The following is a 22,512-nucleotide window of genomic DNA, read 5'->3' as shown; positions in this document are numbered from 1 at the left end:
TTCAGGCCATCGCGCGAACGTCGATGCCTTCCTGCTGCAGCCGCTCGCGGATGCGCCGCGCGAAGGCCAGCGCATGCGCGCCGTCGCCGTGCAGGCACACGCTCTGGGCGTTGACGGGCACGGTGCTGCCGTCGATGGCGACCACGCGGTGGTCGCGCACCAGCGACAGCGTCTGCGCGAGCGACTGTTCTTCGCTCTCGATGAGCGCGCCGGGCTGGCTGCGCGGCACGAGGCTGCCGTCGGGCATGTAGCCGCGGTCGGCGAACACCTCTTCGACCGGCTGCAGGCCGGCACGGCGGGCCGCGTCGATCATGTTGCTGCCGGCCAGGCCGAAGAACTTGAGCGAGGGGTCGAAGCGACGCACCGCCTCGCACAGCGCCTCGGCGAGTTCGGGTTCTTTCACCGCCTGGTTGTAGAGCTGGCCGTGCGGCTTCACGTGCGCGAGCCGGCCGCCTTCGGCCTTGACGATCGCGGCCAGCGCGCCGACCTGGTAGAGCACGTTCGCCACGATCTCCTCGGGCGGCAGGTGCATGGTGCTGCGACCGAAATTCTCGCGGTCGGGAAAGCTCGGGTGCGCGCCGATCGCCACGCCGTGCGCCATGGCCCAGCGCACGCACTGCTGCATGGTCCTGGCGTCGCCCGCGTGCCAGCCACACGCGATGTTGGCGGAACTCACGAGGCCGAGCAGCGCTTCGTCGCTGCCGGCGCCTTCGCCGAGGTCGGCGTTCAGGTCGATCTGCATGGGATGTTCTCCGTCTCGGGGGCAGGTGCGGGAGCCACCTGCGTCAGGCCACAGTCTAGGCCGCGCCGGGCCAGCCCGCAGCGGCGAGCCCTTGCGCCACCTGCGCCAGGTAGCGCTGCTGCCCGGCCCAGGCCGCGAGCGCGTGCGACAGGTCGGTGCGCACCAGCCGCAGCCGGCCGCCGAGCGGCGCCTGCGCGAGCTTCCAGAGGTCGGCGCGGATCACCACGCCGATGCGCGGGTAGCCACCGGTGGTCTGCGCGTCGCCCATGAGGATGATCGGCTGGCCCGAAGGCGGCACCTGGATCGTGCCGGGGATCACGCCCGAAGACAGCATGTCGCCGCCCGCCTTGCGCTGCAGCTCGGCGCCGGCGAGCCGGCTGCCCATGCGGTTGCTCTGTGGCGTGATGCGCCAGCGCTCGCTCCACAGCAACGCCTGCACGTCGGGCGTGAACAGGTCGAACTCGGGGCCGGGCAGCACGCGCAGCGCGAAGGCGCCGTCGGGCTCGGCCGTGCCCCAGTCGGGCGCGCGCAGGCCGAAAGGACGGCGCGCGCTTTGGTCTGCACCGAGACGCGAAGCCCCCAGCGCGAGCCGGTCGCCCTTGCGCAGCGCGCGGCCCTCGTGGCCGCCGAAGCCGGCCTTGAGGTCGGTGCTGCGCGAGCCGAGCACGGGCGCCACGTCGATGCCGCCGGCCACCGCGAGCCAGCTGCGCAGGCCGGCCTTCGCCGTGCCAGGCGCGTTGGCGCCGGCCAGGCGCAAGGTCTGGCCGGCACGCACCGGCACGCTCCAGCAGGGCCACAGCGGCACGCCGTCGAGCGTGGCGCCGAAGTCGTCGCCGGTGAGCGCGATGCGGGTGTCGACTTCGAACTGCAGCTCGCAGCCGCCCATGGTGAATTCGATGCCCGCCGCCGCGTCGGCGTTGCCGGCCAGCCGGTTCGCCAGCGTGAGCGCGAGCATGTCGAGCGCGCCGCCCGGGCAGATGCCGAGCTGGCGCAGGCCCGGCCGCCCGAGGTCCTGCACCGAGGCATGCACGCCGGGTTTGCGCACGAGGATCATGTCTGCAGGCTTTCGACGACGAAGCGCACGCGGTCGCCCGGACGCAGCAAGGTGGGCGACTCGGCCGACGGGTCGAACAGCTCGAGCGGCGTGCGCCCGATGAGCTGCCAGCCACCCGGCGACACCAGCGGATAGATGCCGGTCTGCTCGCCGCCGATGCCGACCGAGCGCGCGGGCACGGCGGTGCGCGGTTCGGCGCGGCGCGGTGTCGCAAGTTCGGGTGCCAGCCCGCCCATGAAGGCGAAGCCCGGCAGGAAGCCGAGCAGGTAGACCACGTAGTCGCCGCCGCTGTGGCGTCGCACCACCTCGGCCGCCGACAGCCCGGTGTGGGCCGCCACGTCGGCCAGGTCGGGGCCGTGCTCGCCGCCGTAGGCCACGGGAATCTCGATGCGTCGCCCTTCGGCGGCATGGGCCGCGAGCCCCGGCCAGGCCTCGAGCACGCGCGCCGCGAGTTCCTCAAACGCCACGGCGGTCGGGTCGAAGGTCAGCGTGAGGTTGTTCATGCCCGGCAGCGCCTCGCCGACGCCGGGCCAGGCCAGCACCTCGGCGGCCAGCGCCCAGATGCGCTGCTGCTGCGCCAGCGTAGCGGGCGCGGGCAGGTCGCACACCAGCGCCGCATCGCCCAGCGGATGCAGGCGGGGCAAGGGGGTGGCGCTCACCTCAGCGCGAAGCCTGGAGCGGGCTCATTCCCTGCCCAGGCTGCGGACTTTGGCAGTGAGCTGCTGCTCGACGTTCGGCGAGACGAACTTGTTGACCTCGCCGCCGAGCATGGCGATCTCGCGCACGAAGGTGCTGGAGATGAACTGGTACTTGTCGCTCGGGGTCAGGAACACGGTCTCGACGTCGGGCATCAGCGAGCGGTTCATGCCGGCGAGCTGGAACTCGTAGTCGAAGTCGGTCACGGCGCGCAGGCCGCGCACCATGGCCTTGCCGCCGCGCGCGACCACGAAGTCGCGCAGCAGGCCCGAGAAGCTCTCGACCGTCACCTGGTCGCTGTAGGGCTTCACGGCCTCGCGGGCCATGTCCATGCGCTCGGAGAGCGTGAACAGCGCCTTCTTGTGGTGGCCCGCCGCGACGGCGACGATCACCTTGGAGAAGAGTTGGGTTGCACGCCGCACCACGTCCTCGTGACCGAGGGTGATGGGGTCGAAAGTGCCGGGATAAACCGCGATCACGTTGCTGGCCATGGTTGCTTCTTCCTCATGCTGCCGGTGCGGCTTGTCCGGCGGATTATGCAGGCACGGACACAGCGCGGCGCAGCAGATGGGCATGCACGGCGCCGGCCTTCAGGTAGCGGAATTCGGCCAGGCCCAGCGCGGCGAGTTCTTCGGCGGCCCAGCGACGCGGCGCTTCGAGGTAGATCGCGCCGTCGGCATGCAGCGCGCGCGCGGCGGCGCGCAGGGCCGGCTCGTACAGCGCGAGGTTGTCGAAGGGCGGATCGAGAAACACCGCCTGCAGGCTGCCCGCCGCCGCGCGTTCGAGCGCGGTGACGCCGTTGCCGCGCTCCACGCGCACGGCCTCGGCCGAGAGCTTGGCCTTGGCGGCCTGCAGTTGGGCGACCAGCGCGGCGTCCTGCTCGCACAGCAGCACCTGGGCCGCGCCGCGCGAGGCGGCTTCGAGGCCGAGCGCGCCGGTGCCCGCGAAGGCGTCGATGCAGTGCCAGCCCGGCAAGGCACCGCCGCCCACGCCGGCCAGGCTCGCGAGCCAGTTGAACAGCGTTTCGCGCACGCGATCGGGCGTGGGGCGCAGGCCGGGCTTGTCGGCCACGGCCAGGCGGGTGCGCTTCCATTCGCCGCCGATGATGCGGACCTCGCTGGGCCGCGACGGGCGCTTGGCGGCGGGGGCGCGCGAGACGGGCGCGGCGGCGTTCTTCTTCGGGGGCTTCTGGGGCATGCGGCGAGCTTAACGCCGCAGCTGGCCCCCCTTCACTCAGTAGCCCATGAACGCGCGACGGGCCAGCAGCGCGGCCAGCACGAGCATCGTGCCGCCGATGAGCGCATCGAGCATCTGCCAGGCGCGCGGCCGTGCGAACACCGGCGCCAGCAGCCGCGCGCCGAAGCCCAGCGCGGTGAACCACAGCACGCTGGCCAGCGTCGACCCGACGACGAACCAGGCCTTGAGCAGGCCCGGGTACTGCGCCCCGGCCGTGCCCACGAGCAGCACGGTGTCCAGGTAGACGTGCGGGTTCAGCAGCGTGAAGCCGGCGGCCTGCGCGACCACCGCGGCGCGCGAGCGCGAGGCGCCCTGCGACACCGTCTGCAACGCGCCCGGCTGGCGCGAGCGCCACAGCGCGCGCAGGCCGTAGCCGCAGAGAAAGGCCGCGCCGAAGCCCGCGAGCAGCGTTGCCAGCATCGGCCGCCCCTTCAGCGCCTGCGCCATGCCGGCCACGCCGGCGGCGACCAGCACCGCGTCGCAGACGGCGCAGAACAGCACCACCGCGCTCACGTGCTCGCGGCGCAATCCCTGGCGCAGCACGTAGGCGTTCTGGGCGCCGATGGCGACGATGAGCACCAGGCTCATGAAGAGCCCGTTGAGGAAAGCGGTGGAGGCGTGAACGGCGGTCATGGTCCGAGCTTGCCGTCCGCAGCCGATTCAATCAAACTAAACTTTCTAACGTCGATTCAGTTTTACTTCATTCACGACCATGCTCGACTACGCCGCCCTGCACGCCCTTGCCGCCGTGGTGCGCGAAGGCAGTTTCGAGCGCGCCGCCCGCGCGCTGCACGTCACGCCCTCGGCGGTGTCGCAGCGCGTGAAGCTGCTCGAGGAGCGCACCGGCGGCGCGCTGCTGGTGCGCGGCCAGCCCTGCGTGGCGACCGAGGCCGGCCTGCAGCTGTGCCGGCACGTCGAGCGCGTGGGCATGCTGGAGCACGAGCTGCGCGAGGCCCTGCCCGCGCTGGGCATGGGCAGCGGCGAGGCGCACGAGCGGGTCACGGTGCGGGTGGCGGTCAACGCCGACAGCCTCGCGACCTGGTTCATGGCGGGCGCCGCGGCCTTTGCCGCACAGGCGCCCGACGCCCTGCTCGACCTCACGGCCGACGACCAGGACCACACGGCCGAGCGGCTGCGCAGCGGCGCGGTGCTGGCGGCCGTGACCGCGCTGGCCCAGCCGGTCACGGGCTGCAACAGCGAGGCGCTGGGCACGGTGCACTACGTGGCCGCCGCGAGCCCCGGTTTCGTGGAACGCCATTTCGCCAAGGGCGTGGGCGCGCGCACGCTGGCCGCCGCGCCGAACCTGGTGTTCGACCGCAAGGACCGGCTGCAGGCCCGCTGGGTGCGCCGCATCTGCCACCGCAACGTGGAGACGCCGCGCCACTGGGTGCCCTCGCCCGCCGCCTTCGTCGAGGCGGCCTGCCGCGGCATCGGCTGGGGCATGCATCCGACCAGCATGGTGGCCGATGCATTGCGCGACGGCACGCTGGTGGAACTGGTGCCCGGCGCGACGTTGCCGGTGCCGCTGTACTGGCAGCACGCCCGCGCGGCGCCGCGCCTGCTGGCGCAGCTCGGCGCCGCGGTGCGCGAGGCCGCGCGCAGCGGGCCGCACGCGCTGGCCTGAGCTCTTCTTTTCTTCTTACTGCGCCGCGGCGGCCTGCTTGCCGCCCACCACCACCGTCACCATGCGCTGCGGCTGCAGCTTGCGGGCGAACGCGGCCTGGATGTCGGCGGCCGTGACCGCGTTCATGCGCGCGGTCCAGGTGTCGAGGTAGTCCAGCGGCAGGCCGTACCAGGCGATATTGGCAACGTTGCCGATCAGCTTGCGATTGCTGTCCAAGAGCAGCGGGAAGCCGCCGATCAGGTTGTCCTTGGCGGCCTTCAGCTCCTTCTCGGTCGGGCCTTCGGCCACGAACTTCGCGAGCACGTCACGCGAGACCTTCGTCGCCGCCTCGGCCTGGTCGGGCCGGGTCTGGAAGCCGATGCGGAAGGCGCCCGCGTCGAGCCCCGGCGCAAAGCCGCTGTACACGCTGTAGGCCAGGCCGCGCTTCTCGCGCACCTCTTCGGTCAGCCGCGAAACAAAGCCGCCGCCGCCGAGCACGTAGTTGCCGAGCGTGAGCGCGAAGTGGTCGGGGTCCTGGCGCGGGTAGCCGGGCTGGCCGATGAAGACGTGGGCCTGCGCCGAGTCGAACGCGATGCGCTCGTCCTTCGGCGCCGTGAGCGCCACCACCGGCGCGATGGCCGGCAGCGGTGCGCAGGCGGCGGGGCTGGGCAGGCGCGACAGCAGCGTGGTCGCGAGCGCCTCGGCCTCGGCGCGCGTGACCGCGCCCACGATGCTGAGCTTGGCGCGGCACGGCAGGATCAGCTGCTCGTAGCGCTGGCGCATGGCCGCGGTGTCGATGCGCGCCAGCGTGGCTTCCGTCACTTCCTGGCCGTAGGGGTGCGTGCCGTACACGGCCTGCGCGAAGGCGCGGCCGACCACGGTGGCGGGCTTGGTGTTGGCTTCCTTGATGGCGGCGTTGATGCGCTCGCGCTCGCGCGGCCAGATGTCGTCGGGGAACGAGGGCTCGCCGATCTCGCGCGCGGCCAGGGCCACGGCCTTGGTCAGCAGCGCGGGGTCGGACAGCGTGCGCAGCGTGTAGCTGGTGCGGTCGGTGCCGGCGCTCACGTCGAAGCTGGCGCCCAGGTCGGCCCAGGCCTCGCCCAGCGCATTCTGGTCGAGCGCAGGCTCGCCGTTGCGCCCGGCGCGCACGCCCTTCTCGACCATCGCGGCGCTGGTGCTGGCCAGCCCGGCCTGCGCGGCCGGGTCGCGCCGGCTGCCGGCGTCGAAATCGATCTGCACGTCGACGATCGGCAATGCGTTGGTCGACACCAGGTACACCTTGGCGCCGTTGGCCAGCGTCCAGTGCTGGATGGGCAACGCGGCCTGCGCGCTGCCCATGCCGAACAGCGCGGTGATGCCCGCCAGGAGGGCGGTGCTTGCAAATTTCTTGAGGTTCTTCATGGAGGAATCCGGTGCCTTTCAGCGCATCTCGCCAGCAGGGGCGGCGAAGCCGCGGCCGCGCTTGGGTTCGGGCGGCAGGGGCCGCAGCGTGGCGACCGTGAGCTGGTCGTCGCCGAAGTACTTGGCGGCCACGGCCTGCACCTGCGCCGCCGTCACGGCCTGCAGCCGGGCGACGATGCGCTCGCTGGCGTCCAGCGGCAGGCCCTGGATCCAGTTGCTGCCGAGTTCGCGCGCCTGTGCCATCACCGAATCGCGCTTGTAGGTCTCGCTCGCCACCCACTGCGTCTTGACGCGGGCCAGCTCGGCCTCGCCGACGCCCTCTTTCGCCACGCGCGCCACCTGGGCGCGCAGCGCGGCCTCGACCGTCTCGGCGGTCTTGCCGGCGGCCGGCACGCCGTCGAGCATGAACAGCTGCGGACCGCGGCCGATGAAGCCCGCGTACGCGCCGGCCGAATCGGCCACGCGGCCGGGGCCCTGTGTGAGTGCGCGGTCGAGCCGCGCGCCGGCGTAGCCGTCGAGCACGGCCGAGAGCACCACCAGCGCCCAGGCGTCGCTGTTGGCGTCGTCGATGTTCGTGAGCTGCGGCACGCGGAAGGCAAGCGACACGTACGCCTGCTCGGCCGGGGCCTTGAACTCGAGGCGGCGGATGCCGCGCTGCGCGGGCTCGGTGCGCGGCTTGCGCTCCGGCACGGCGCGCGCGGGGATGCTGCCGTAGTACTTCTCGGCCAGCGCGCGCACGCGTGCCACGTCGACGTCGCCGGCCACCACGAGCACGGCGTTGGCCGGCACGTACCAGCGCTGGAAGAAGGCGCGCGCGTCGGCGGGCGTCATCGATTCGAGGTCGCTCATCCAGCCCACCACCGGGCGGCGGTACGGCGACGCGGTGAAGACGGCCGCGCTCTGCTGCTCGCCGAGCAGGGCGCGCGGCTGGTCGTCGGTGCGCAGGCGGCGCTCTTCCTTGACCACCTCGATCTCGCGCTTGAACTCGTCGTCGGGCCACTGGTTGTTGGCGAAGCGGTCCGATTCGAGCTTCATCACCTGCTCGAGGCTGCCGACCGGGATCTGCTGGTAGTAGCCGGTGGCGTCGCGCATGGTGAAGGCGTTTTCCTGGCCGCCCAGCGCCGCCACGCGGCGCGAGAACTCGCCGGCCGGCACGCTCTTCGTGCCCTTGAACAGCATGTGCTCCAGCACGTGCGCCACGCCCGTGGTGCCGTCGACCTCGTCCATGGAGCCGACCCGCACCCAGACCATCTGCACCGCCGTCGGCGAGCGCCGGTCGGTCTGCACGATCACGGTCATGCCGTTGGCGAGGGTGAATTGCTGGGGGCCCGGGGCCGCGGCGGCAGGGGTCGACGCGGCGGGAGCGGGGGTGGACTGGGCCTGCGCGGGCACGGTCCACAGCGCCGAAAGCGCCAGGGCCAGCACCGCACCAGACGCAGCGCGGCGTGGCGAGAGGTGTTTCATAGAATGGGTCGGATTGTAAAAAGCTCCCGATGTTCAGTTTCTTCAAGAAAAAACCACCTGCCGATGCCCCGGTGACACCGGCCCCGCCGCCGACCGCCGAACCCGCGCCGCCCCCGGCCGCGGAACCCGCACCGGCACGCTCGGTGTTCTCGCCGTCGAGCTGGTTCGGGTCGAAGCCGGCAGCGGAAGCGCCTGTTCCCGCACCCGCACTCACCCCTGCGCCGGCCCCCGAGCCGGCACCGGCCGCGCCCGTGGTGGCGCCGGCGCCCGCGCCAGCTCCGGTCGATGCACCAGCGCCGATCCCTGCGCCAGCGCCCGCCCCCGTTCCTGCACCCGCTCCCGTCATCGCGCCACCGCCGCCCCCTCCGGCGCCCGTGCCCGCACCGCCTCCCGCGCCTGTCGCCGTCGTCGAGCCGGCCCCCATCGCCACCGAGCGCAAGAGCTGGTTCGACAAGCTCAAGACCGGCCTGCGCAAGACCGGCACCGGCATCCAGGCCGTGTTCGTCAACGCGCAGATCGACGACGCGCTGTATGAAGAGCTCGAATCGGCGCTGCTCATGGCCGACACCGGCGTCAAGGCCACCGAGTTCCTGCTCGACGACCTGAAGGTGCGCGTCAAGCGCCAGATGGCCACCGACGCCGCGCAGGTCAAGCGCCTGCTGGCCGATGCCGTCACCGACCTGCTCAAGCCGCTGGAGAAGCCACTGGTCATCGGCGAGTACACGCCCACCGTGATCATGGTGGCCGGCGTCAACGGCGCGGGCAAGACCACCTCCATCGGCAAGCTCACCAAGCACCTGGCCACCGAGGGCGCTTCGGTGCTGCTGGCCGCGGCCGACACCTTCCGGGCGGCGGCGCGCGAGCAGCTGCTGGTCTGGGCCGACCGCAACACCGTCGAGATCGTGAGCAACGAAGGCGGCGACCCGTCGGCCGTGAGCTTCGACGCGGTGAACGCCGGCAAGGCGCGCGGCAAGGACGTGGTGCTGGTCGACACGGCCGGGCGCCTGCCGACGCAGCTGCACCTGATGGACGAGCTCAAGAAGATCAAGCGCGTCGTCACCAAGGCCGACGCCACCGCGCCGCACGAGGTGCTGCTGGTGATCGACGGCAACACCGGCCAGAACGCGCTGGCGCAAGTCAGGGCTTTCGACGAGACGCTGGGCCTCACGGGCCTCATCGTCACCAAGCTCGACGGCACCGCCAAGGGCGGCGTGCTGTGCGCCATCGCGCGCGAGCGGCCGATTCCGGTGTACTTCATCGGCGTGGGCGAAAAGCTCGAGGACCTCGAGACCTTCAACGCCCGCGAGTTCGCGCAGGCGCTGCTGGGCTGACCGGCGCTTTCGCCGCCGTTCGCTTCGGTCAAAAAAAACGGTCCCCGACTCGCGCCGGGGACCGTCAGCTCCCTGTCTTTCTTTTTTCTCCCTTTGTATTTCCCCCTGCGTGTGTGCCTCTTCGGAAATCAGAAACCGAACGGTGACGTCGGGCCGCACAACGGGCTGACGTTGCAATCGGTCGGTGTGAAGTAGTAGGCCTTCTGCTCGCTGGTGCCCAGCGCCAGGTGACCGAGCAGCGCCGCCTTCTTGGCCCCTTCGGCGTTCGCCTGCTGGATGAGGGCCGTGGTGTTGGTGCTCGGTGCGAGCGAATAGAAGTTGAAGGTCGCCGACTGCGACAGGTCCTTGGCGTAGAGCACACCGTTGCCCCCCGCAAAGAGGAGTTCGCCCCGGAAACGGAAGCCACGGCTTCCGCGCTCGTTGAATTGCGCAAGGTACCCAGCGTGATCACCGCTGATGTCACCCATCTCGTAGGCGAAGGTGGCGTTGCCAACCGAGCTCTTCTCATAGACGGCGACCGTGCCCGCCGGATCTCCGGTTATGAACGCGGTCGTCCGGTTGAAAAATCCGCTCGCGCCTTGGGTGTTCGCCTGCGTCAGGTAGTCCGCCTTGCTCTTAGGCGCCAGCTCGACACGGTAGCTGTAGGTGGCAGTGTCGGCGCTGCTCTTGCGGTAGAAGTAGAAGGTCTCGCCACCGACGCTCCACTCGCCCGCCCATTGGAAGCCCCGCGCACCGGCTTCATTCAGCTGGTTCAGCAGGTCCGCGTTGGACGTGGCCTGCGGCTTCTTCTCGTAGCTGTAGGTCGCATCGACGGTCTTCACGAAACCATCGACCTGATCGACAGTGGTCGGGCTGGCCATGAAAGAGAAACCGCTCAGGAAACGGAACCCGCGCGCGCCCTGTGCCGCGAGGCTGTCGAAGAAGGCCGACGTGGCGGTCGCAGCCGGCAGGCCCTCGTACAGGAAAGTGGTCGCGCCCGGATTCGGCGCGGGTGCGGGGGCCGGCGCTGGTGTGGGTGCAGGCGCCGGGGCTGGTGCCGGTGCGGGCGGCGGGGCCGGCGGCGGCAACACGAAGCCACCACCACCGCCGCCGCTGCCCCCACCTCCGCACGCCGTCAGGGCCAGCAGCGCGGCCGTCGCGGCGGCCACTGCAGCAGGTTTGAAATTCATGGTCACTCCCTTGTCGATTCTTGTTCGGTGGCGACGCGGACCGCTGTCCGTCGACGCCGTGGAAACCCGAAATTACGACGGGGCCGATGTTCCCGGCAGTGCCAAAAGTCATTGCATATGTGCCCATCCGGATCGATCGGCACGCAATGAACTACAACGTATTCACTTTCGATCGCAAGCTGTGTGCGAGACGCTACGGTGCCGTCGCGAGCCCCGCCATGGCCTGCAGCAGCGCATCGGGCGCCACGGGCTTGAACAGCACGGGCACGCCCGACTCGCGCACGCGCTGCAGGCGGTCGGGCGAGGTCTCGCCGGTGATCAGCAGCAGCGGCAGCTCGGTGCCCAGATGCCGACTCAGGCGCAGGCCCACGTCCAGGCCGTCGACGCCGTCGGCCAGGCGGTAGTCGCACATCAGCAGGCCGAAGGGACGGCCCTCGGCGCGGGCCTGGTGCAGCGCATCGGCCGCGGCGGCCTCGTCGGCGACGGCGTGTGCGTCGATCGCGTGGGAGCGCAGCAGGCCGGTCATGGCCTCGCGGATTTCGAGTTCGTCGTCCATCAGCAGCACGCGCCCGGGCAGCGCGGCGGCGCGGCGGCGCACGGACAGTTCGGCGCTGCCGGCCGGGAACGGTCCCACGAGCGCACTGACCTGCGGCGGCACGGTCGGCAGCACGACACGGAAGTGCGTGCCGCGGCCCGGGCGCGAATGCATCTGCACCGGATGGCCCAGCAGCCGCGACAGGCGGCGCACGATCGACAGGCCGATGCCCAGGCCGCGCGCACGGTCGCGGCCCGGGTTATCGATTTGGTAGAACTCTTCGAAGATGCGGTGCGACTGCTCGGGCGCGATGCCGATGCCGGTGTCGCGCACCTCGATCCACACGGTGTCGCCACGGTCGCGCGCCGTCACGGTCACGCCGCCCTGCACGGTGTACTTGAGGGCGTTGTCCATCAGATTGGACAGCATGCGGTGCAGCAGCTGCGGATCGCTACGCACCCACAGGCCGCTGGCGCGCACGCGCAGCTGCAGCTCCTTCTGCTCGGCCTGCGCCGAGAAGGTGTGGTTGAGCGGCAGGAACAGCGCATCAAGCTCGACAGGCTGCGGCGACGGCGTGATGACGCCCGCGTCGAGCCGGGACACATCGAGCATGGTGTCGAGCGAGGCGCCCAGCGCGTTCACGGCGCGCATCAGGCGCTCGGCGTTGCGGCTCTCGGGGCGCCCGCGCAGTTCGTTCTCGAGCGCGGCGCCGAACAGCGCGATGGCGTGCAGCGGCTGGCGCAGGTCGTGGCTGGCGGCGCCGAGGAAGCGGGTCTTTTCTTCGCTGGCACGCTCGGTGGCGGCGATCTGCTCACCCAGGCGCGCGGCCAGCGCTTCGTTCTCGAAACGCAACATGAGCGAGTCGGTCAGCAGCCGGTGCTGGCGCACGCCGGCGTGCAGCGTGAGCATCAGGTAGGCCGAGCCCGCCGCGGCCAGGAACAGGTGCAGGCCGTCGCCCTGCCAGGCCAGCGCGATGATCATGCCCAGCGACATGGGCAGCGTGTAGCCGAACAGCGCGGGCTTGAGCGGCCACAGCGACTGCGCGGCGCGCGCGCAGCTGCCGACGATCACGGCCATCAGCAGCGAGGTCATGGGCAGGTTCTCGTGCGGCACGATGAACCAGGGCACCACCGCCGTGATCATGCTGACCAGCGTGACCATGCGCGAGATCTTGCGCGCCCAGTACGGGCTCTCGGAGGCCGGCTTGTCGGGCGTCCAGCGCGGCGTGAAGAAGACGTAGATGTCGACCGCCACCAGCGCCGCCATCCAGAACAGCAGGCGCGCATCGCTGAGCTGCGAGTAGATGATGCAGCCGAACACGATCACGAAGCCCAGGTGGGTCAGCGTGGAGATGCCGTAGGTGTCGTAGACCGAGCCGACGTGCTCGCGCAGCACGCGCTGGCCGAGCAGCTGGCCGGCGGCGGCGTCGCCGCGGCCCGCCAGCGTGGCGCCGCTCAACGCAGCATGCTGATCAGCTGGGCGCGCGAGCGCATGCCGAACAGCAGCAGGATGGTCGAGACATGGTTCTTCACCGTGCCCTCGCTCAGGTTGGCCAGTTGCGCGATCTCCTTGTTCGCCTTGCCTTCGAGCACCCACTGCAGCACCTGCATCTGGCGCGGCGTGAGCTCCTGCCAGGCGCTGGCGTGCGCGAACTCCGCGTACCCCGACAGCGACTTGGGCAGTGCCGCGGGCGGCAGCGGCTGCTGCGGCGTGCCATCGGCCTCGAACAGGCCGCAGGCGCGGATGAAGCCCACCATCTCCTTCAGGTCGGCGGACTTGGGCAGGAAGGCGCTGGCACCGAGTGCGAGCGCGCCCTGCGCCAGCGTGCTGTTGGCGGTGCCCGAGAGCACGACGACGCGCGCCGCCGGAAAGCGCAGCCGGAACTCGGCCAGGCCGCTGAGCCCGTGCGTGTCGGGCAGCGCGAGGTCAAGCAGCACGAGGCCGATGGCCGCCTCGTTCGCCGCATAGAGCGCGAGCGCGTCGGCGATGTTGCCGGCCTCGAACACCGAAATGCGCGCGCCCGAGGTGGCGGCCTGGGCCTGCACCAGCGCGCTCACGCCCAGGCGCAGCAGGTCGTGGTCGTCGACCACCAGGATCGCGCCGGACACGCCGGCAGGCACACCGGTGTCGGTGAGGGGCGGCGGGGGTGCGGAGGGGGAGTCGAAAGAGGCCACGGATTTGATCTTAGCGGCGCAAGCCCCGCGCGACAGTGCCCTAAGTCATGGCGCCCTGACCCGGGCTGGCGCCACTTGCCACGGCGCGGCGCCGTGGGCACCATGGACGTCTTGCCGCAACGCACGGCGCCCCGGAGACCTGCCATGACCCACACTGCCGCCGCCCCGCTCGCCACCAGCGAGCGCAAGGTCGACCGCCTGCTCGCCCACTACGAGGAGAGCCACCGCCATCCGACCAACGAGCTGATCCACTTCGTGGCCATTCCCGCGATCATGCTGAGCATCGTCGGGCTGCTGTTCGCGATCCATCCGTGGGTGGCCTACGCCTTCGTGGCGGCCAGCCTCGTGTACTACGCCCTGCTGCGCTCGCCGGCCTTCCTCGTCACGATGCTGGCGCTCACGGTGCTGGCGCTGGTGGCGGTGCATGCGATGGGCACCGCGGTGGCGCCGGTGTCGGCGGCGATCTTCGTGGTGGCGTGGATCTTCCAGTTCGTCGGCCACAAGATCGAAGGCAAGAAGCCGTCGTTCTTCGAGGACATCCAGTACCTCTGGGTCGGTCCGCTGTTCGTGCTGTCGAAGTTGTTCGTCAAACTCGGCATTCGCTGGTAGCCCCGCAGGCCCGGCCACGCCGGTGCGCAGCGTCCGCGCGCGGGGTTCCTTCAAGGCGACACGAGCGGCTCGGCCTCATAGGCCCGGTGCAGCAGTTCCACGAAAGCCGGCGCTGGCGGCAACACCACGTCGCCGATGCGGTGCACCGCCACGCCCGGCGTCCACGAGTTCATGACCACGGCGCCGGCCAGCGCGGGCAGGTCGGCCATCCGCAGCACCTGGCTGCGCTGCGGGACACCGAGGCGTTCGAGCTGCCGGCGCACGATGCCCATCGTGGTGCCAGTCAGGATCTCGGCTTCGGGCCACACCACCGCCTCGCCGTCCCAGAAGGCCAGGTTCCAGATCGACGCCTCGCCGAGCCGGCCGTGCCGGTCGAGAAAGGCCGCGTCGTCGAAACCCCGCGCGACGGCCTGATGCAACAGCTGGGTCTTGGCGCCTTCGCCGACGTGCTTCACGGCCGGCAGGAAGCGCTCGTGCTCGATCGCGGCCAGGGTCAGCGGGCCGGCGGGGCCGTTGGAAGGCGGGCCGGTGCGGACCAGCACCTCGGGCACCACGTCGGCCGCGGTGAACTCGCCGGCTGGGGAGTAGACGGTGGCGGTCAGCGACAGGTCGGCTGGGCCGGCCGCGAGCGCCGCCCGCAGGTGGGCGCGCACCGTGTCGTCGGGCAGCGCCTGGCCGAACAGGGTCTGCGAGGCGAAGCGCAGCCGCGCCAGGTGGAGGTCGAGGCCCCGCACCCGGCCGCCGCGCACCTGCATGGCCGTGAAATGCGCGTGGCCGGCGAAGGCGAGCGGGGCCAGGTCCGCGGCGGGCACCGGCTGGCCGTTGCGCTGCACGACAAAGAAAGAAGAAGGGACGCTGGCGGACATGGTTTCGTGGCTCCTCGAGGGGATGGATCATCAAGTTCCTGAACTATCCCGCGTTGACTTCCCCAAGAGAAACGAATAGTTTTTGGAAAATCATCAAAAACCATTTGAAGATCAATGCACCCCAGACTGCTCCCCGGCACCCGCGCCCTGCGCACCTTCGAGGCCGCCGGGCGGCACCTGAACTTCACGCGGGCCGCCGAAGAAGTCGGACTGACGCCGGCGGCCGTGAGCCACCAGATCAAGGAGATCGAGGAGCAACTCGGCGTGGTGCTGTTCACGCGCACCAGCCGCAGCATCCGCCTGACGCCGGCCGGCGCGGTGTGGTTCGAGGCCACCGCCGACGCGCTCGACACCCTGCGCCGCGCCGCCGGCCGCGCCCGGCGCATGGCGCGCGGGGCGGCGACGCTGCGCGTGTCGACCAGCGCCCGTTTCGCGACCAACTGGCTGCTGCCCCGGCTGCCGCAGTTCCGGGCCGCGAATCCGGGGCTGGAACTGGGTTTCGATATTTCCGACGCGCTGCGGGATTTCGACGCCGACGACATCGACGTGGCGATCCGCTTCGGCAACGGACAAGACCCGGGCACACGCGCGCAGCGGCTGTTCGACACCGTCATCGTGCCGGTCTGCAGCCCCAGGCTGCTCGCCAGCGGGCCCCCGCTGGCAACGCCGCGCGACCTGCTCCAGCACACGCTGTGCTACGTCGACTGGAAGACCGACGGCATGGTCTGGCCCAACTGGCCGATGTGGATGGCCGCGGCGGGCATCGAGGGCTTCGACGACAGCCGCTGCATCGGCTTCGCCGACTCGAGCGACGTGGTGCGCGCCGTCACCGAGAGCGGCATGGTCGGACTGGCCGACCTGGACATGATCGGCGCCGACCTCGCCCAGGGCCGGCTGGTGCGGCTGTTCGACATCGGCGTGCCCATGGCGGCGGGCTACGCCTACCACCTGGTCTACCCGGAAGGCAGCGCCCGGGACCCGCGCATCCTGGCGTTCCAGGACTGGTTGCTGGGGCAGGCGTCCAGGACTTGAAAAACGCCAAACGGCATACAAATATCCAACAAATCGCGACAAAAGCTATCGCAACGATAGAAACCCAAGGGAACCCTTGGCTTAGCACTCCCTCTAACCGAGTGCTAATATGGCCAACACAAAGGAGTTTCCCCTGATGACAACGCTGTCTGGAGTCTCTGCCAACCAGCTGGCCGTCGCCAACCCCTGGTCGATGGTCCCCCCGCTGGGCAACCTGGATGCCTACATTTCGGCCGCCAACCGCCTGCCGCTGCTCACGCTTGAAGAAGAGCAGGGCTTCGCACGCAAGTTGCGCGACCAGAACGACCTCGAAGCCGCCGGTGCGCTGATCCTGTCGCACCTGCGCCTGGTCGTGTCCATTTCCCGCCAGTACCTGGGCTACGGGCTGCCGCACGGCGACCTGATCCAGGAAGGCAACGTCGGCCTCATGAAGGCCGTGAAGCGTTTCGACCCCGACCAGGGCGTGCGGCTGGTGAGCTACGCCATGCACTGGATCAAGGCCGAGATCCACGAGTACATCCTGAAGAACTGGCGCATGGTCAAGGTCGCGACGACCAAGGCCCAGCGCAAGCTGTTCTTCAATCTGCGTTCGATGAAGCAGAGTTTCAAGGCCGACTCGGCCGCGGCCGACAACGGCACGCACCGCGAGACGCTGAGCCCCGACGAGGTCTCGCAGATGGCCACGCGCCTGAACGTGAAGCCCGAGGAAGTGCTCGAGATGGAAACCCGCCTGTCGGGCGGCGACGTGCTGCTCGATCCGGGTCCGTCCGATGACGGCGATGAAGGCTTCGGCCCCATTGCCTACCTGGCCGACGCCACGCAGGAACCGACCGCCCTGCTCGAATCGCAGCAGCGCGACCGCCTGTCGAGCGACGGCATCGCCACCGCCCTGGAGGCGCTGGACGACCGCAGCCGCCGCATCGTCGAAGAGCGCTGGCTCAAGGTGAACGACGACGGCTCGGGCGGCATGACGCTGCACGACCTGGCCGCGGTGTACGGCGTGAGCGCCGAGCGCATCCGCCAGATCGAAGTGGCGGCGATGAAGAAGATGAAGAAGGCGCTGGCCGAGTACGCGTAAGCGTCACGACCGCCCTCCTCCACGAAAAAGCCCGGCAGTGCCGGGCTTTTTTTCGTTCGGGGGCGCTTCAGGGCGTCGACTTGGTCAGCGTGCGCAGCGCCCGCTTCGCGATGTAGCGGGTCTCGGCGGTCGGCGACTCGGCCACCCAGCGCGTGCACAGCGTCTCGACCCACTCGGGCTGTGTCTTGCTCGCGTCGTTGAGCCAGTTGGCGACCGAGTTCTGCACGTAGCGATGCGCGTCGGCGCGCAGCGGCTCCAGCAGCGGCAGCGCCAGCCAGGGCTCGGCCTTCAGCGTCTCGATCTGCGCGCACCACACGCCGCGCGGGCGCGTGAGCTCGCTGGCGAAGCGGCGCACGTTCGGGTCGGCATCGGTCACCCAGGGCTGCAGCAGCGCCAGCGCTTCGTCGAGCGAATCGATGACGCTGTCGCGCACCGCCATCCAGGCGAACTCGCGCACGCCGAAATGCGGGTCGGCGGCAAAGCGGCGCACGGCGTCGAGCTGGGCCGCCAGCGGCAGGCCCGACAGCGTGATCCACTGCACCGCCCAGCAGCGCGCCACGTCGCTCGCGTGCGTGGCCAGCCGGTGTGCCACGGCGTCGCGCTCGGCGTGTTCGGCCGTCATGTCGTACAGCGCCCGCGCGATGTGGCTGTGACGCTGCATGGGCTTGAAGGCGGCCAGCATGGCGAGCGTGTCGTCCAGCCGTTCGTGCGTCGCGTCGAGGCCGACATGGCCCGCCACGCTGCGCGCGAGCAGCGGCAGTTCGAGCGCGAGGAATTCGTTGAGGTTGACGGTCTCGAGCAGCCCGCCGTTCAGCGCACCCAGCACCTCGGGCGGAATGAGCGCGATGCGGAACGCGCCCTTGCGCGACTTCAGGTGCGCGACCGATGCGGTGTCCATTCCGTGAGCGTCCGGCTCAGGAAGCGAGCAGCGTCTTCAGATCCGACACCATGGCCGGCACGCCCGCGCCGTAGCGCGCGTAGAGCCGCAGCCGGCCCTGCGGGTCGTAGATGTAGCTAGCGGCCGAGTGGTCCATGGCGTAGCTGGTCGGGGTCTTGCCGTCGACCTTCTTGTAGTAGACCTTGAAGTCCTTCGCGACGGCGGCCAACTGCTCGGCCGTGGGGATGAGCGCCACGAAGCTCGGGTCGAAGGCGCCCATGTAGGCCTTGAGCACCTCGGGCGTGTCGCGCGCCGGATCGACGGTGACGAACAGCACTTGCAGCTTGCTGCCGTCGGCGCCGAGTTGCTGCTTGACCTGCGCCATCTCGGTCATGGTGGTCGGGCAGACGTCGGGGCACTGCACGTAGCCGAAGAACAGCACGACCGCCTTGCCCTTGAAGTCGGCCAGCGTGCGCACCTTGCCGTCGGCGTCGGTGAGCGAGAAGTCTTTGGCGTAGTCGGCGCCCGTGATGTCGACCGCCTGGAAGCTCTGTTTCGGCTGCTCGCTGCAGGCCGAAAGGCCCAGGCCCAGCGTGGCAGAGGCGGCCACCCAGCCGGCCGTGGCGGCGATCGATTTCAGGGCATTGCGCTTGTTCATGGGCAGGTGAGGTCCGGTCAGCGGAGGTAATGGTCGACGAGCAGCGCCGCGAACAGCACGCTCAGGTGGATGAGCGAAAACCGGAAGGTCTTGCGCGCCAGCGTGTCGGAATAGTTGCGCCACAGCGCGAAGGCATAGCCGGTGAAGCCGATGCTCACGCCGATGGCGACCACGAGATAGAGCCAGCCGCTCATGCCGTAGATGAAGGGCATCAGGCAGGCCGCGAACAGGATGAAGGTGTACAGCAGCACCTGCAGCCGCGTGAACTCGTTGCCGTGCGTCACGGGCAGCATCGGCAGGCCGGCCTTGCGGTAGTCCTCGACGCGGTACAGCGCCAGCGCCCAGAAGTGCGGCGGGGTCCACAGGAAGATGATGAGGAACAGGATCAGCGCCTCGGGGCCGACATCGCCCGTCATGGCGGCCCAGCCCAGCACCGGCGGCATGGCGCCCGAGGCGCCGCCGATCACGATGTTCTGCGGCGTCAGCGGCTTCAGGATGACGGTGTAGATCACCGCGTAGCCGACGAAGGTGGCAAACGTGAGCCACATGGTCAGCGGGTTGACCGTGAACCACAGCAGCGCCGAGCCCGCCGCGCACAGCAGCGCCGAGAACACCAGCGCCTGCATGTCGCTGAGCTGCCCGCGCGCCGTGGGGCGCCAGGCGGTGCGCTTCATCTTGGCGTCGATGCCCTTCTCGACCAGGCAGTTGAATGCGGCGGCCGCACCGGCCACGAGCCAGATGCCGATGCAAGCCAGCACGCCGCGCTGCACGTCGGCCCACGACGGCAGGCCGGGCACGGCCAGCACCATGCCGATGAGCGCGCAGAACACGATCAGCTGCACCACGCGCGGCTTGGTGAGCGCGTAGAACTGGCGCAGCACGTTGGCGGTGCTGGCGTGCTGAACAGGAATCGGGGTGCTCACGCGGTGGCTTTCTTCGGTTGGGGGGTGCCGCGCGCATTGTCGACGGCGCGCGGAATCGGTGCAGCGGCGGCGCTTTCGCGCCGGCTCTCGCACAGCGCCCAGGTCAGGACCACGGCCAGCGCCGCGGCGCCACCGGTGTGGAGCACGGCGGCGGCCAGCGGCCAGCCGAGCAGCACGTTGCCCAGGCCCGTGGCCAGCTGCAGCAGCGCCAGGCCGGCCAGCCAGTGTGCCTGCGCGCGCAGCGCCTCGAGGCGGCGCAGGCGCCAGGCCAGCAGGCCGAGCGCCACGAACACGGCGTACGCCATGAGGCGGTGCGCATAGTGGATGGCGGTGAGAGCGGAAAAATCGAGCGGCTGGCCCTCGCCGGTCACGCCGAGGTGGCGCCAGATCTCGAAGCCCTGCACGAAGTTCATCGGCGGCCACCAGCTGTCCTGGCAGGTCGGGAACTGCGTGCAGGCCAGCACCGCGTAGTTGGTGCTGACCCAGCCGCCGAGCGCGATCTGCAGCACCAGCAGCACCGCCGTGGCGATCAGCCCGTTGCGCAGGGCCGGCGACACGGCCGTGGGCAGGCGCTGCGCCGCCACCTGGCGGTAGCGCACGGCCTGGATGCACAGCAGCGCGAGCAGCACGATGGCGCCCATCAGGTGCATCGTGACGATGGCGGGGAACAGCTTCCAGGTGACGGTCATGGCGCCGAAAGCGCCTTGCAGGCAGACCCAGACCAGCGTGGCCGCGGGCCACCAGGCGCTGAGCACGACGTGGTGGTGCGCGCTGTCGACCGGCGGCGCGGGCTGGCGCCGCTGGCGGCGGCGCACGATCCAGGTGGCACCGGCCAGCGTGAGGATCAGCACCCCGACGCCGGTCGCGAGGTAGCGGTGGACCATCTCGATCCAGGCCTTGCTGTGCGTCACCGGGCCGGTCGGCTGGGCCGCCTGCGCCATGGCGATCTCGTGGCGCGCGCCGGCCGGGCTGGCGTTGCCGTAGCAGCCGGGCCAGTCGGGGCAGCCCAGGCCCGAATCGGTGAGCCGCGTGAAGGCGCCGAACAGCGTGAGGTCGAAGGTGAGGAACAGCGTGAGCACGGTCAGCGCATGCAACCGCCGCGCGGGGCCGGAGCCGGCGTTGCGGCGCCACACCCAGACCAGCGGTCCGAGCGCGAGCAGCACGCCGGCGCCCATCATCCAGGCGATCGGCGTGAGGTCGTAGAGGGAGCTCGTGTCCATGAGGCGGTAGTGGTTCGCGCGGGCTCAGCGGCCGGCTTCGTCCCACGAGGACGAGGCGCGCAGCAGGCGGTCGATGTCGCGCTTGGCGCGGCTCGCGCCGGCGGCGTCCATGCGGGCCGGGAAACGCATCATCCAGTTGCCCATCGGATCGACCACGTAGAGGTGCTCGGGCAGCGTGTGGCCCTGCACGGGCGCGAGCCAGCGGGCGAGTTGGTCGGCCGGCACGCGCAGCACGGTCGCGCCGTGCAGGCCGTTGGTCAGGCGCTCGGGCACGGGCGCCGCGTCGCTCACGAGCCAGACGCGGTCCAGGCGGTCTTTTTCGCGGCCCAGGCTCTCGCGCAGCTGACGCTGCAGGTACAGCTGCTGCTCGCACAGCGCGTCGCAGGCGGCGTCGGCCACCGCCACCAGCAGCCACTGGCCCTTGAGCGTGGCCAGCTCGACCGGCGCGCCGCTGCGGTCGGTTGCCGTGAGGCGGGGCATCTCGCGCTGCGGATCGATCAGCTCGCCGTACACGCTGCGGCCCTCGGGGCGGATCACGTAGTAGGTGAAGTAGGAGGCGATGACGGGCGCCGCGCACATCAGCAGCACGGCGATCATCTTCCAGCGCCCGTGGACGGTGCGGCGGTTCTCGGCCTCGTCCAGCGCCTGGCCCGGCGACGGCATCGAGTGCACGGTCAAGCCCAGCGGCTCGTCAGAGGCCGCGGCCATCGCGTGCGCGGCGCCGCGCGCGCCGGAAGGGGGAGATGAATTGGAACCAGACATAGAGGATGACAACGAGGGCCGACAGGCCGAACCACTGGAATGCGTAACCGTAGTGCCTCTCAAGGCCCAACGCCGGGGCCGGCCAGTCGCGCTGCAGGCCCTCGGACGCCGGCCCGCTCTGCTGCAGCGACACGTCGGTGCGTAGCGGCAGTTGGGTCTCGGCGCGGAATGCCTCCAGGTCGAGATTTTGCCGGATGGGGGAAGACCCCTGAATGCCCGGTGCCGGAGCGCTGGCGCCGGCAGCCGAAGGGGCCGGTGCGGCGGCCGATGCCGCGGGTGCCGGTGCGGCCGCAGCCTTCGCGCCGAGTTCGAACAGATGGCTCGGCGGCGGCTCGATCAGCGCCGTGAGCTCGACGATGCCGGGCGGCGTCTCGACCACACCGAGCTGCGTACGGTCGACGAAATTGCGCTGCACCCATCCGCGCTGGACCATCACGGCCTGCTCGCTGCCTTCGAGCGCGAACGGCGTCAGCACGTAGAAGCCCGGCGTGCCGTGCATCTGGCGGTTGTCCAGGTAGACCGTCTGCGCCGTGAGCCACAGGCCGCGCAGGCGCACCGGCCGGTGCATTTCACCGGCGGCTTCGCCCAGCGCCAGGAACTCGGCCTGCGACAGCGGGGCTTTCAGCTTCTGCGCATCGATGCGGGCCTGCAGCGCCTCTTTCTGCGCAGCGCGCGACAGCTGCCAGCGGCCCAGCGACACAGTGGCGGCCAGCGCCAGCACGGCCGCCAGCGTCACGACCAGGAAACGGCCCCGGCCCGCGCGGCGGCGCGGCGTGGCAGAGGAAACGAGAGGCTCGGGGGTCACTGGAGCGGACGGGGCGTGCGGCCGATAATGCGGGTCATGAAATATTTCGTCGCGCTGATCTTTCTGGGCATCTTCGCGAGCCTCGCTTTCGCGCTCTACTTCATGCTGAAGGACGGTCGCGACGGGCAGAACAAGCGCGGCGGCATGGCCCGCGCCCTCACCTTTCGGATCGGCCTGTCGGTCTTTTTGTTCCTGTGCATGCTGCTGGCCTGGAAACTCGGCTACATCCAGCCCACCGGGCTCCCGCTCGGGAAGTAACAGATGGTGCTCGTTCCAC

24 protein-coding genes are annotated in these 22,512 nt (G+C 70.5%); 6 read left to right on the top strand and 18 right to left on the bottom strand.

Annotated features, from left to right (window positions below; translation table 11 throughout):
* Position 1 precedes the first annotated feature (1 nt).
* The 6 genes from pxpA to AC07OX_RS16035 are packed head-to-tail and all read right to left on the bottom strand — an operon-like array spanning position 2 to position 4,361.
* Entirely contained in the window at positions 2-742 is a 741-nt protein-coding gene (gene pxpA / locus AC07OX_RS16060) for a 5-oxoprolinase subunit PxpA (RefSeq protein WP_070061982.1), read from the bottom strand.
* Positions 743-797: 55 nt separating this feature from the next.
* The gene (locus AC07OX_RS16055; protein ID WP_495261208.1) at positions 798-1,796 is read right to left on the bottom strand and encodes a 5-oxoprolinase subunit C family protein; all 999 of its coding nucleotides are present in this window, start codon (positions 1,794-1,796) and stop codon (positions 798-800) included.
* On the bottom strand, positions 1,793-2,440 hold the full coding sequence (gene pxpB / locus AC07OX_RS16050) for a 5-oxoprolinase subunit PxpB (protein ID WP_493193947.1): 648 nt from the start codon (positions 2,438-2,440) through the stop codon (positions 1,793-1,795). The genes AC07OX_RS16055 and pxpB overlap by 4 nt, the downstream gene beginning before the upstream one ends.
* Before the next feature lie 39 nt (positions 2,441-2,479).
* Positions 2,480-2,983 carry a pantetheine-phosphate adenylyltransferase gene (gene coaD, locus AC07OX_RS16045; protein ID WP_062481439.1) on the bottom strand — a complete coding sequence of 168 codons (504 nt, stop codon included), beginning with the start codon at positions 2,981-2,983 and terminating at the stop codon, positions 2,480-2,482.
* Between the two features lie 43 nt (positions 2,984-3,026).
* The gene (locus AC07OX_RS16040) at positions 3,027-3,689 is read right to left on the bottom strand and encodes an RsmD family RNA methyltransferase (RefSeq protein ID WP_495261209.1); all 663 of its coding nucleotides are present in this window, start codon (positions 3,687-3,689) and stop codon (positions 3,027-3,029) included.
* 36 nt (positions 3,690-3,725) lie between these two features.
* Positions 3,726-4,361 carry a LysE/ArgO family amino acid transporter gene (locus AC07OX_RS16035; protein ID WP_095746682.1) on the bottom strand — a complete coding sequence of 212 codons (636 nt, stop codon included), beginning with the start codon at positions 4,359-4,361 and terminating at the stop codon, positions 3,726-3,728.
* Between the two features lie 79 nt (positions 4,362-4,440).
* Between AC07OX_RS16035 and AC07OX_RS16030 the strand changes: the two genes are divergently transcribed.
* On the top strand, positions 4,441-5,352 hold the full coding sequence (locus AC07OX_RS16030; protein ID WP_062481446.1) for a LysR family transcriptional regulator ArgP: 912 nt from the start codon (positions 4,441-4,443) through the stop codon (positions 5,350-5,352).
* 15 nt (positions 5,353-5,367) lie between these two features.
* Here the strand turns inward: AC07OX_RS16030 and AC07OX_RS16025 are convergent, their stop codons facing one another.
* Both AC07OX_RS16025 and AC07OX_RS16020 read right to left on the bottom strand, forming a co-directional pair.
* Positions 5,368-6,732 carry a M16 family metallopeptidase gene (locus tag AC07OX_RS16025; protein ID WP_495261210.1) on the bottom strand — a complete coding sequence of 455 codons (1,365 nt, stop codon included), beginning with the start codon at positions 6,730-6,732 and terminating at the stop codon, positions 5,368-5,370.
* An 18-nt stretch (positions 6,733-6,750) separates the two neighbouring features.
* Positions 6,751-8,196, bottom strand: coding sequence for a M16 family metallopeptidase (locus AC07OX_RS16020; RefSeq protein WP_095746684.1), 1,446 nt, complete (start codon positions 8,194-8,196; stop codon positions 6,751-6,753).
* A gap of 29 nt (positions 8,197-8,225) precedes the next feature.
* On the opposite strand from AC07OX_RS16020, the gene ftsY reads away from it, so the two are divergent.
* Entirely contained in the window at positions 8,226-9,527 is a 1,302-nt protein-coding gene (ftsY, locus tag AC07OX_RS16015; protein WP_495261211.1) for a signal recognition particle-docking protein FtsY, read from the top strand.
* A 128-nt stretch (positions 9,528-9,655) separates the two neighbouring features.
* Here ftsY and AC07OX_RS16010 read toward each other — a convergent pair whose 3' ends face one another.
* The 3 genes from AC07OX_RS16010 to AC07OX_RS16000 all read right to left on the bottom strand — a co-directional run bounded on the left by AC07OX_RS16010 (position 9,656) and on the right by AC07OX_RS16000 (position 13,405).
* On the bottom strand, positions 9,656-10,696 hold the full coding sequence (locus AC07OX_RS16010) for a hypothetical protein (RefSeq protein ID WP_495261212.1): 1,041 nt from the start codon (positions 10,694-10,696) through the stop codon (positions 9,656-9,658).
* 193 nt (positions 10,697-10,889) lie between these two features.
* Complete coding sequence (locus AC07OX_RS16005; protein WP_495261213.1) at positions 10,890-12,689, bottom strand: hybrid sensor histidine kinase/response regulator; 1,800 nt, start codon at positions 12,687-12,689, stop codon at positions 10,890-10,892.
* Positions 12,686-13,405, bottom strand: coding sequence for a response regulator transcription factor (locus AC07OX_RS16000; RefSeq protein ID WP_495261214.1), 720 nt, complete (start codon positions 13,403-13,405; stop codon positions 12,686-12,688). The genes AC07OX_RS16005 and AC07OX_RS16000 overlap by 4 nt, the downstream gene beginning before the upstream one ends.
* A 144-nt stretch (positions 13,406-13,549) precedes the next feature.
* Here AC07OX_RS16000 and AC07OX_RS15995 point away from each other — a divergent pair, with 144 nt between their 5' ends.
* Complete coding sequence (locus AC07OX_RS15995; protein ID WP_144004491.1) at positions 13,550-14,014, top strand: Mpo1 family 2-hydroxy fatty acid dioxygenase; 465 nt, start codon at positions 13,550-13,552, stop codon at positions 14,012-14,014.
* Between the two features lie 50 nt (positions 14,015-14,064).
* Here the strand turns inward: AC07OX_RS15995 and AC07OX_RS15990 are convergent, their stop codons facing one another.
* A complete protein-coding gene (locus AC07OX_RS15990) occupies positions 14,065-14,880 on the bottom strand; it encodes an aminotransferase class IV family protein (protein ID WP_495261215.1) in 816 nt (271 codons plus the stop codon).
* Positions 14,881-14,994: 114 nt separating this feature from the next.
* Between AC07OX_RS15990 and AC07OX_RS15985 the strand changes: the two genes are divergently transcribed.
* Together AC07OX_RS15985 and rpoH are read left to right on the top strand one after the other, a co-directional pair.
* On the top strand, positions 14,995-15,912 hold the full coding sequence (locus AC07OX_RS15985; protein ID WP_495261216.1) for a LysR substrate-binding domain-containing protein: 918 nt from the start codon (positions 14,995-14,997) through the stop codon (positions 15,910-15,912).
* A 136-nt stretch (positions 15,913-16,048) separates the two neighbouring features.
* Positions 16,049-16,990, top strand: coding sequence for an RNA polymerase sigma factor RpoH (rpoH, locus tag AC07OX_RS15980; RefSeq protein WP_099792678.1), 942 nt, complete (start codon positions 16,049-16,051; stop codon positions 16,988-16,990).
* Between the two features lie 67 nt (positions 16,991-17,057).
* Here the strand turns inward: rpoH and AC07OX_RS15975 are convergent, their stop codons facing one another.
* The 6 genes from AC07OX_RS15975 to AC07OX_RS15950 are packed head-to-tail and all read right to left on the bottom strand — an operon-like array spanning position 17,058 to position 22,235.
* On the bottom strand, positions 17,058-17,888 hold the full coding sequence (locus AC07OX_RS15975) for a DNA alkylation repair protein (protein WP_495261217.1): 831 nt from the start codon (positions 17,886-17,888) through the stop codon (positions 17,058-17,060).
* 16 nt (positions 17,889-17,904) lie between these two features.
* A complete protein-coding gene (locus AC07OX_RS15970) occupies positions 17,905-18,525 on the bottom strand; it encodes an SCO family protein (RefSeq protein ID WP_083259257.1) in 621 nt (206 codons plus the stop codon).
* A gap of 17 nt (positions 18,526-18,542) precedes the next feature.
* A complete protein-coding gene (gene cyoE / locus AC07OX_RS15965) occupies positions 18,543-19,448 on the bottom strand; it encodes a heme o synthase (RefSeq protein WP_159272988.1) in 906 nt (301 codons plus the stop codon).
* Positions 19,445-20,668 (bottom strand): COX15/CtaA family protein, encoded by a 1,224-nt coding sequence (locus AC07OX_RS15960; RefSeq protein ID WP_159272987.1) that lies wholly within the window; start codon positions 20,666-20,668, stop codon positions 19,445-19,447. The genes cyoE and AC07OX_RS15960 overlap by 4 nt, the downstream gene beginning before the upstream one ends.
* Positions 20,669-20,692: 24 nt before the next feature.
* On the bottom strand, positions 20,693-21,376 hold the full coding sequence (locus AC07OX_RS15955; protein WP_495261218.1) for a redox-active disulfide-containing membrane protein: 684 nt from the start codon (positions 21,374-21,376) through the stop codon (positions 20,693-20,695).
* Entirely contained in the window at positions 21,360-22,235 is an 876-nt protein-coding gene (locus tag AC07OX_RS15950) for an SURF1 family protein (RefSeq protein ID WP_495261219.1), read from the bottom strand. The genes AC07OX_RS15955 and AC07OX_RS15950 overlap by 17 nt, the downstream gene beginning before the upstream one ends.
* 27 nt (positions 22,236-22,262) lie before the next feature.
* Between AC07OX_RS15950 and AC07OX_RS15945 the strand changes: the two genes are divergently transcribed.
* Positions 22,263-22,493 (top strand): twin transmembrane helix small protein, encoded by a 231-nt coding sequence (locus AC07OX_RS15945; RefSeq protein WP_062481367.1) that lies wholly within the window; start codon positions 22,263-22,265, stop codon positions 22,491-22,493.
* The last annotated feature ends 19 nt before the right edge of the window (positions 22,494-22,512 follow it).

This window comes from Variovorax sp. GW821-FHT09D07 (assembly GCF_059416345.1).
This window is presented reverse-complemented; position numbering and strand designations above follow the sequence as displayed.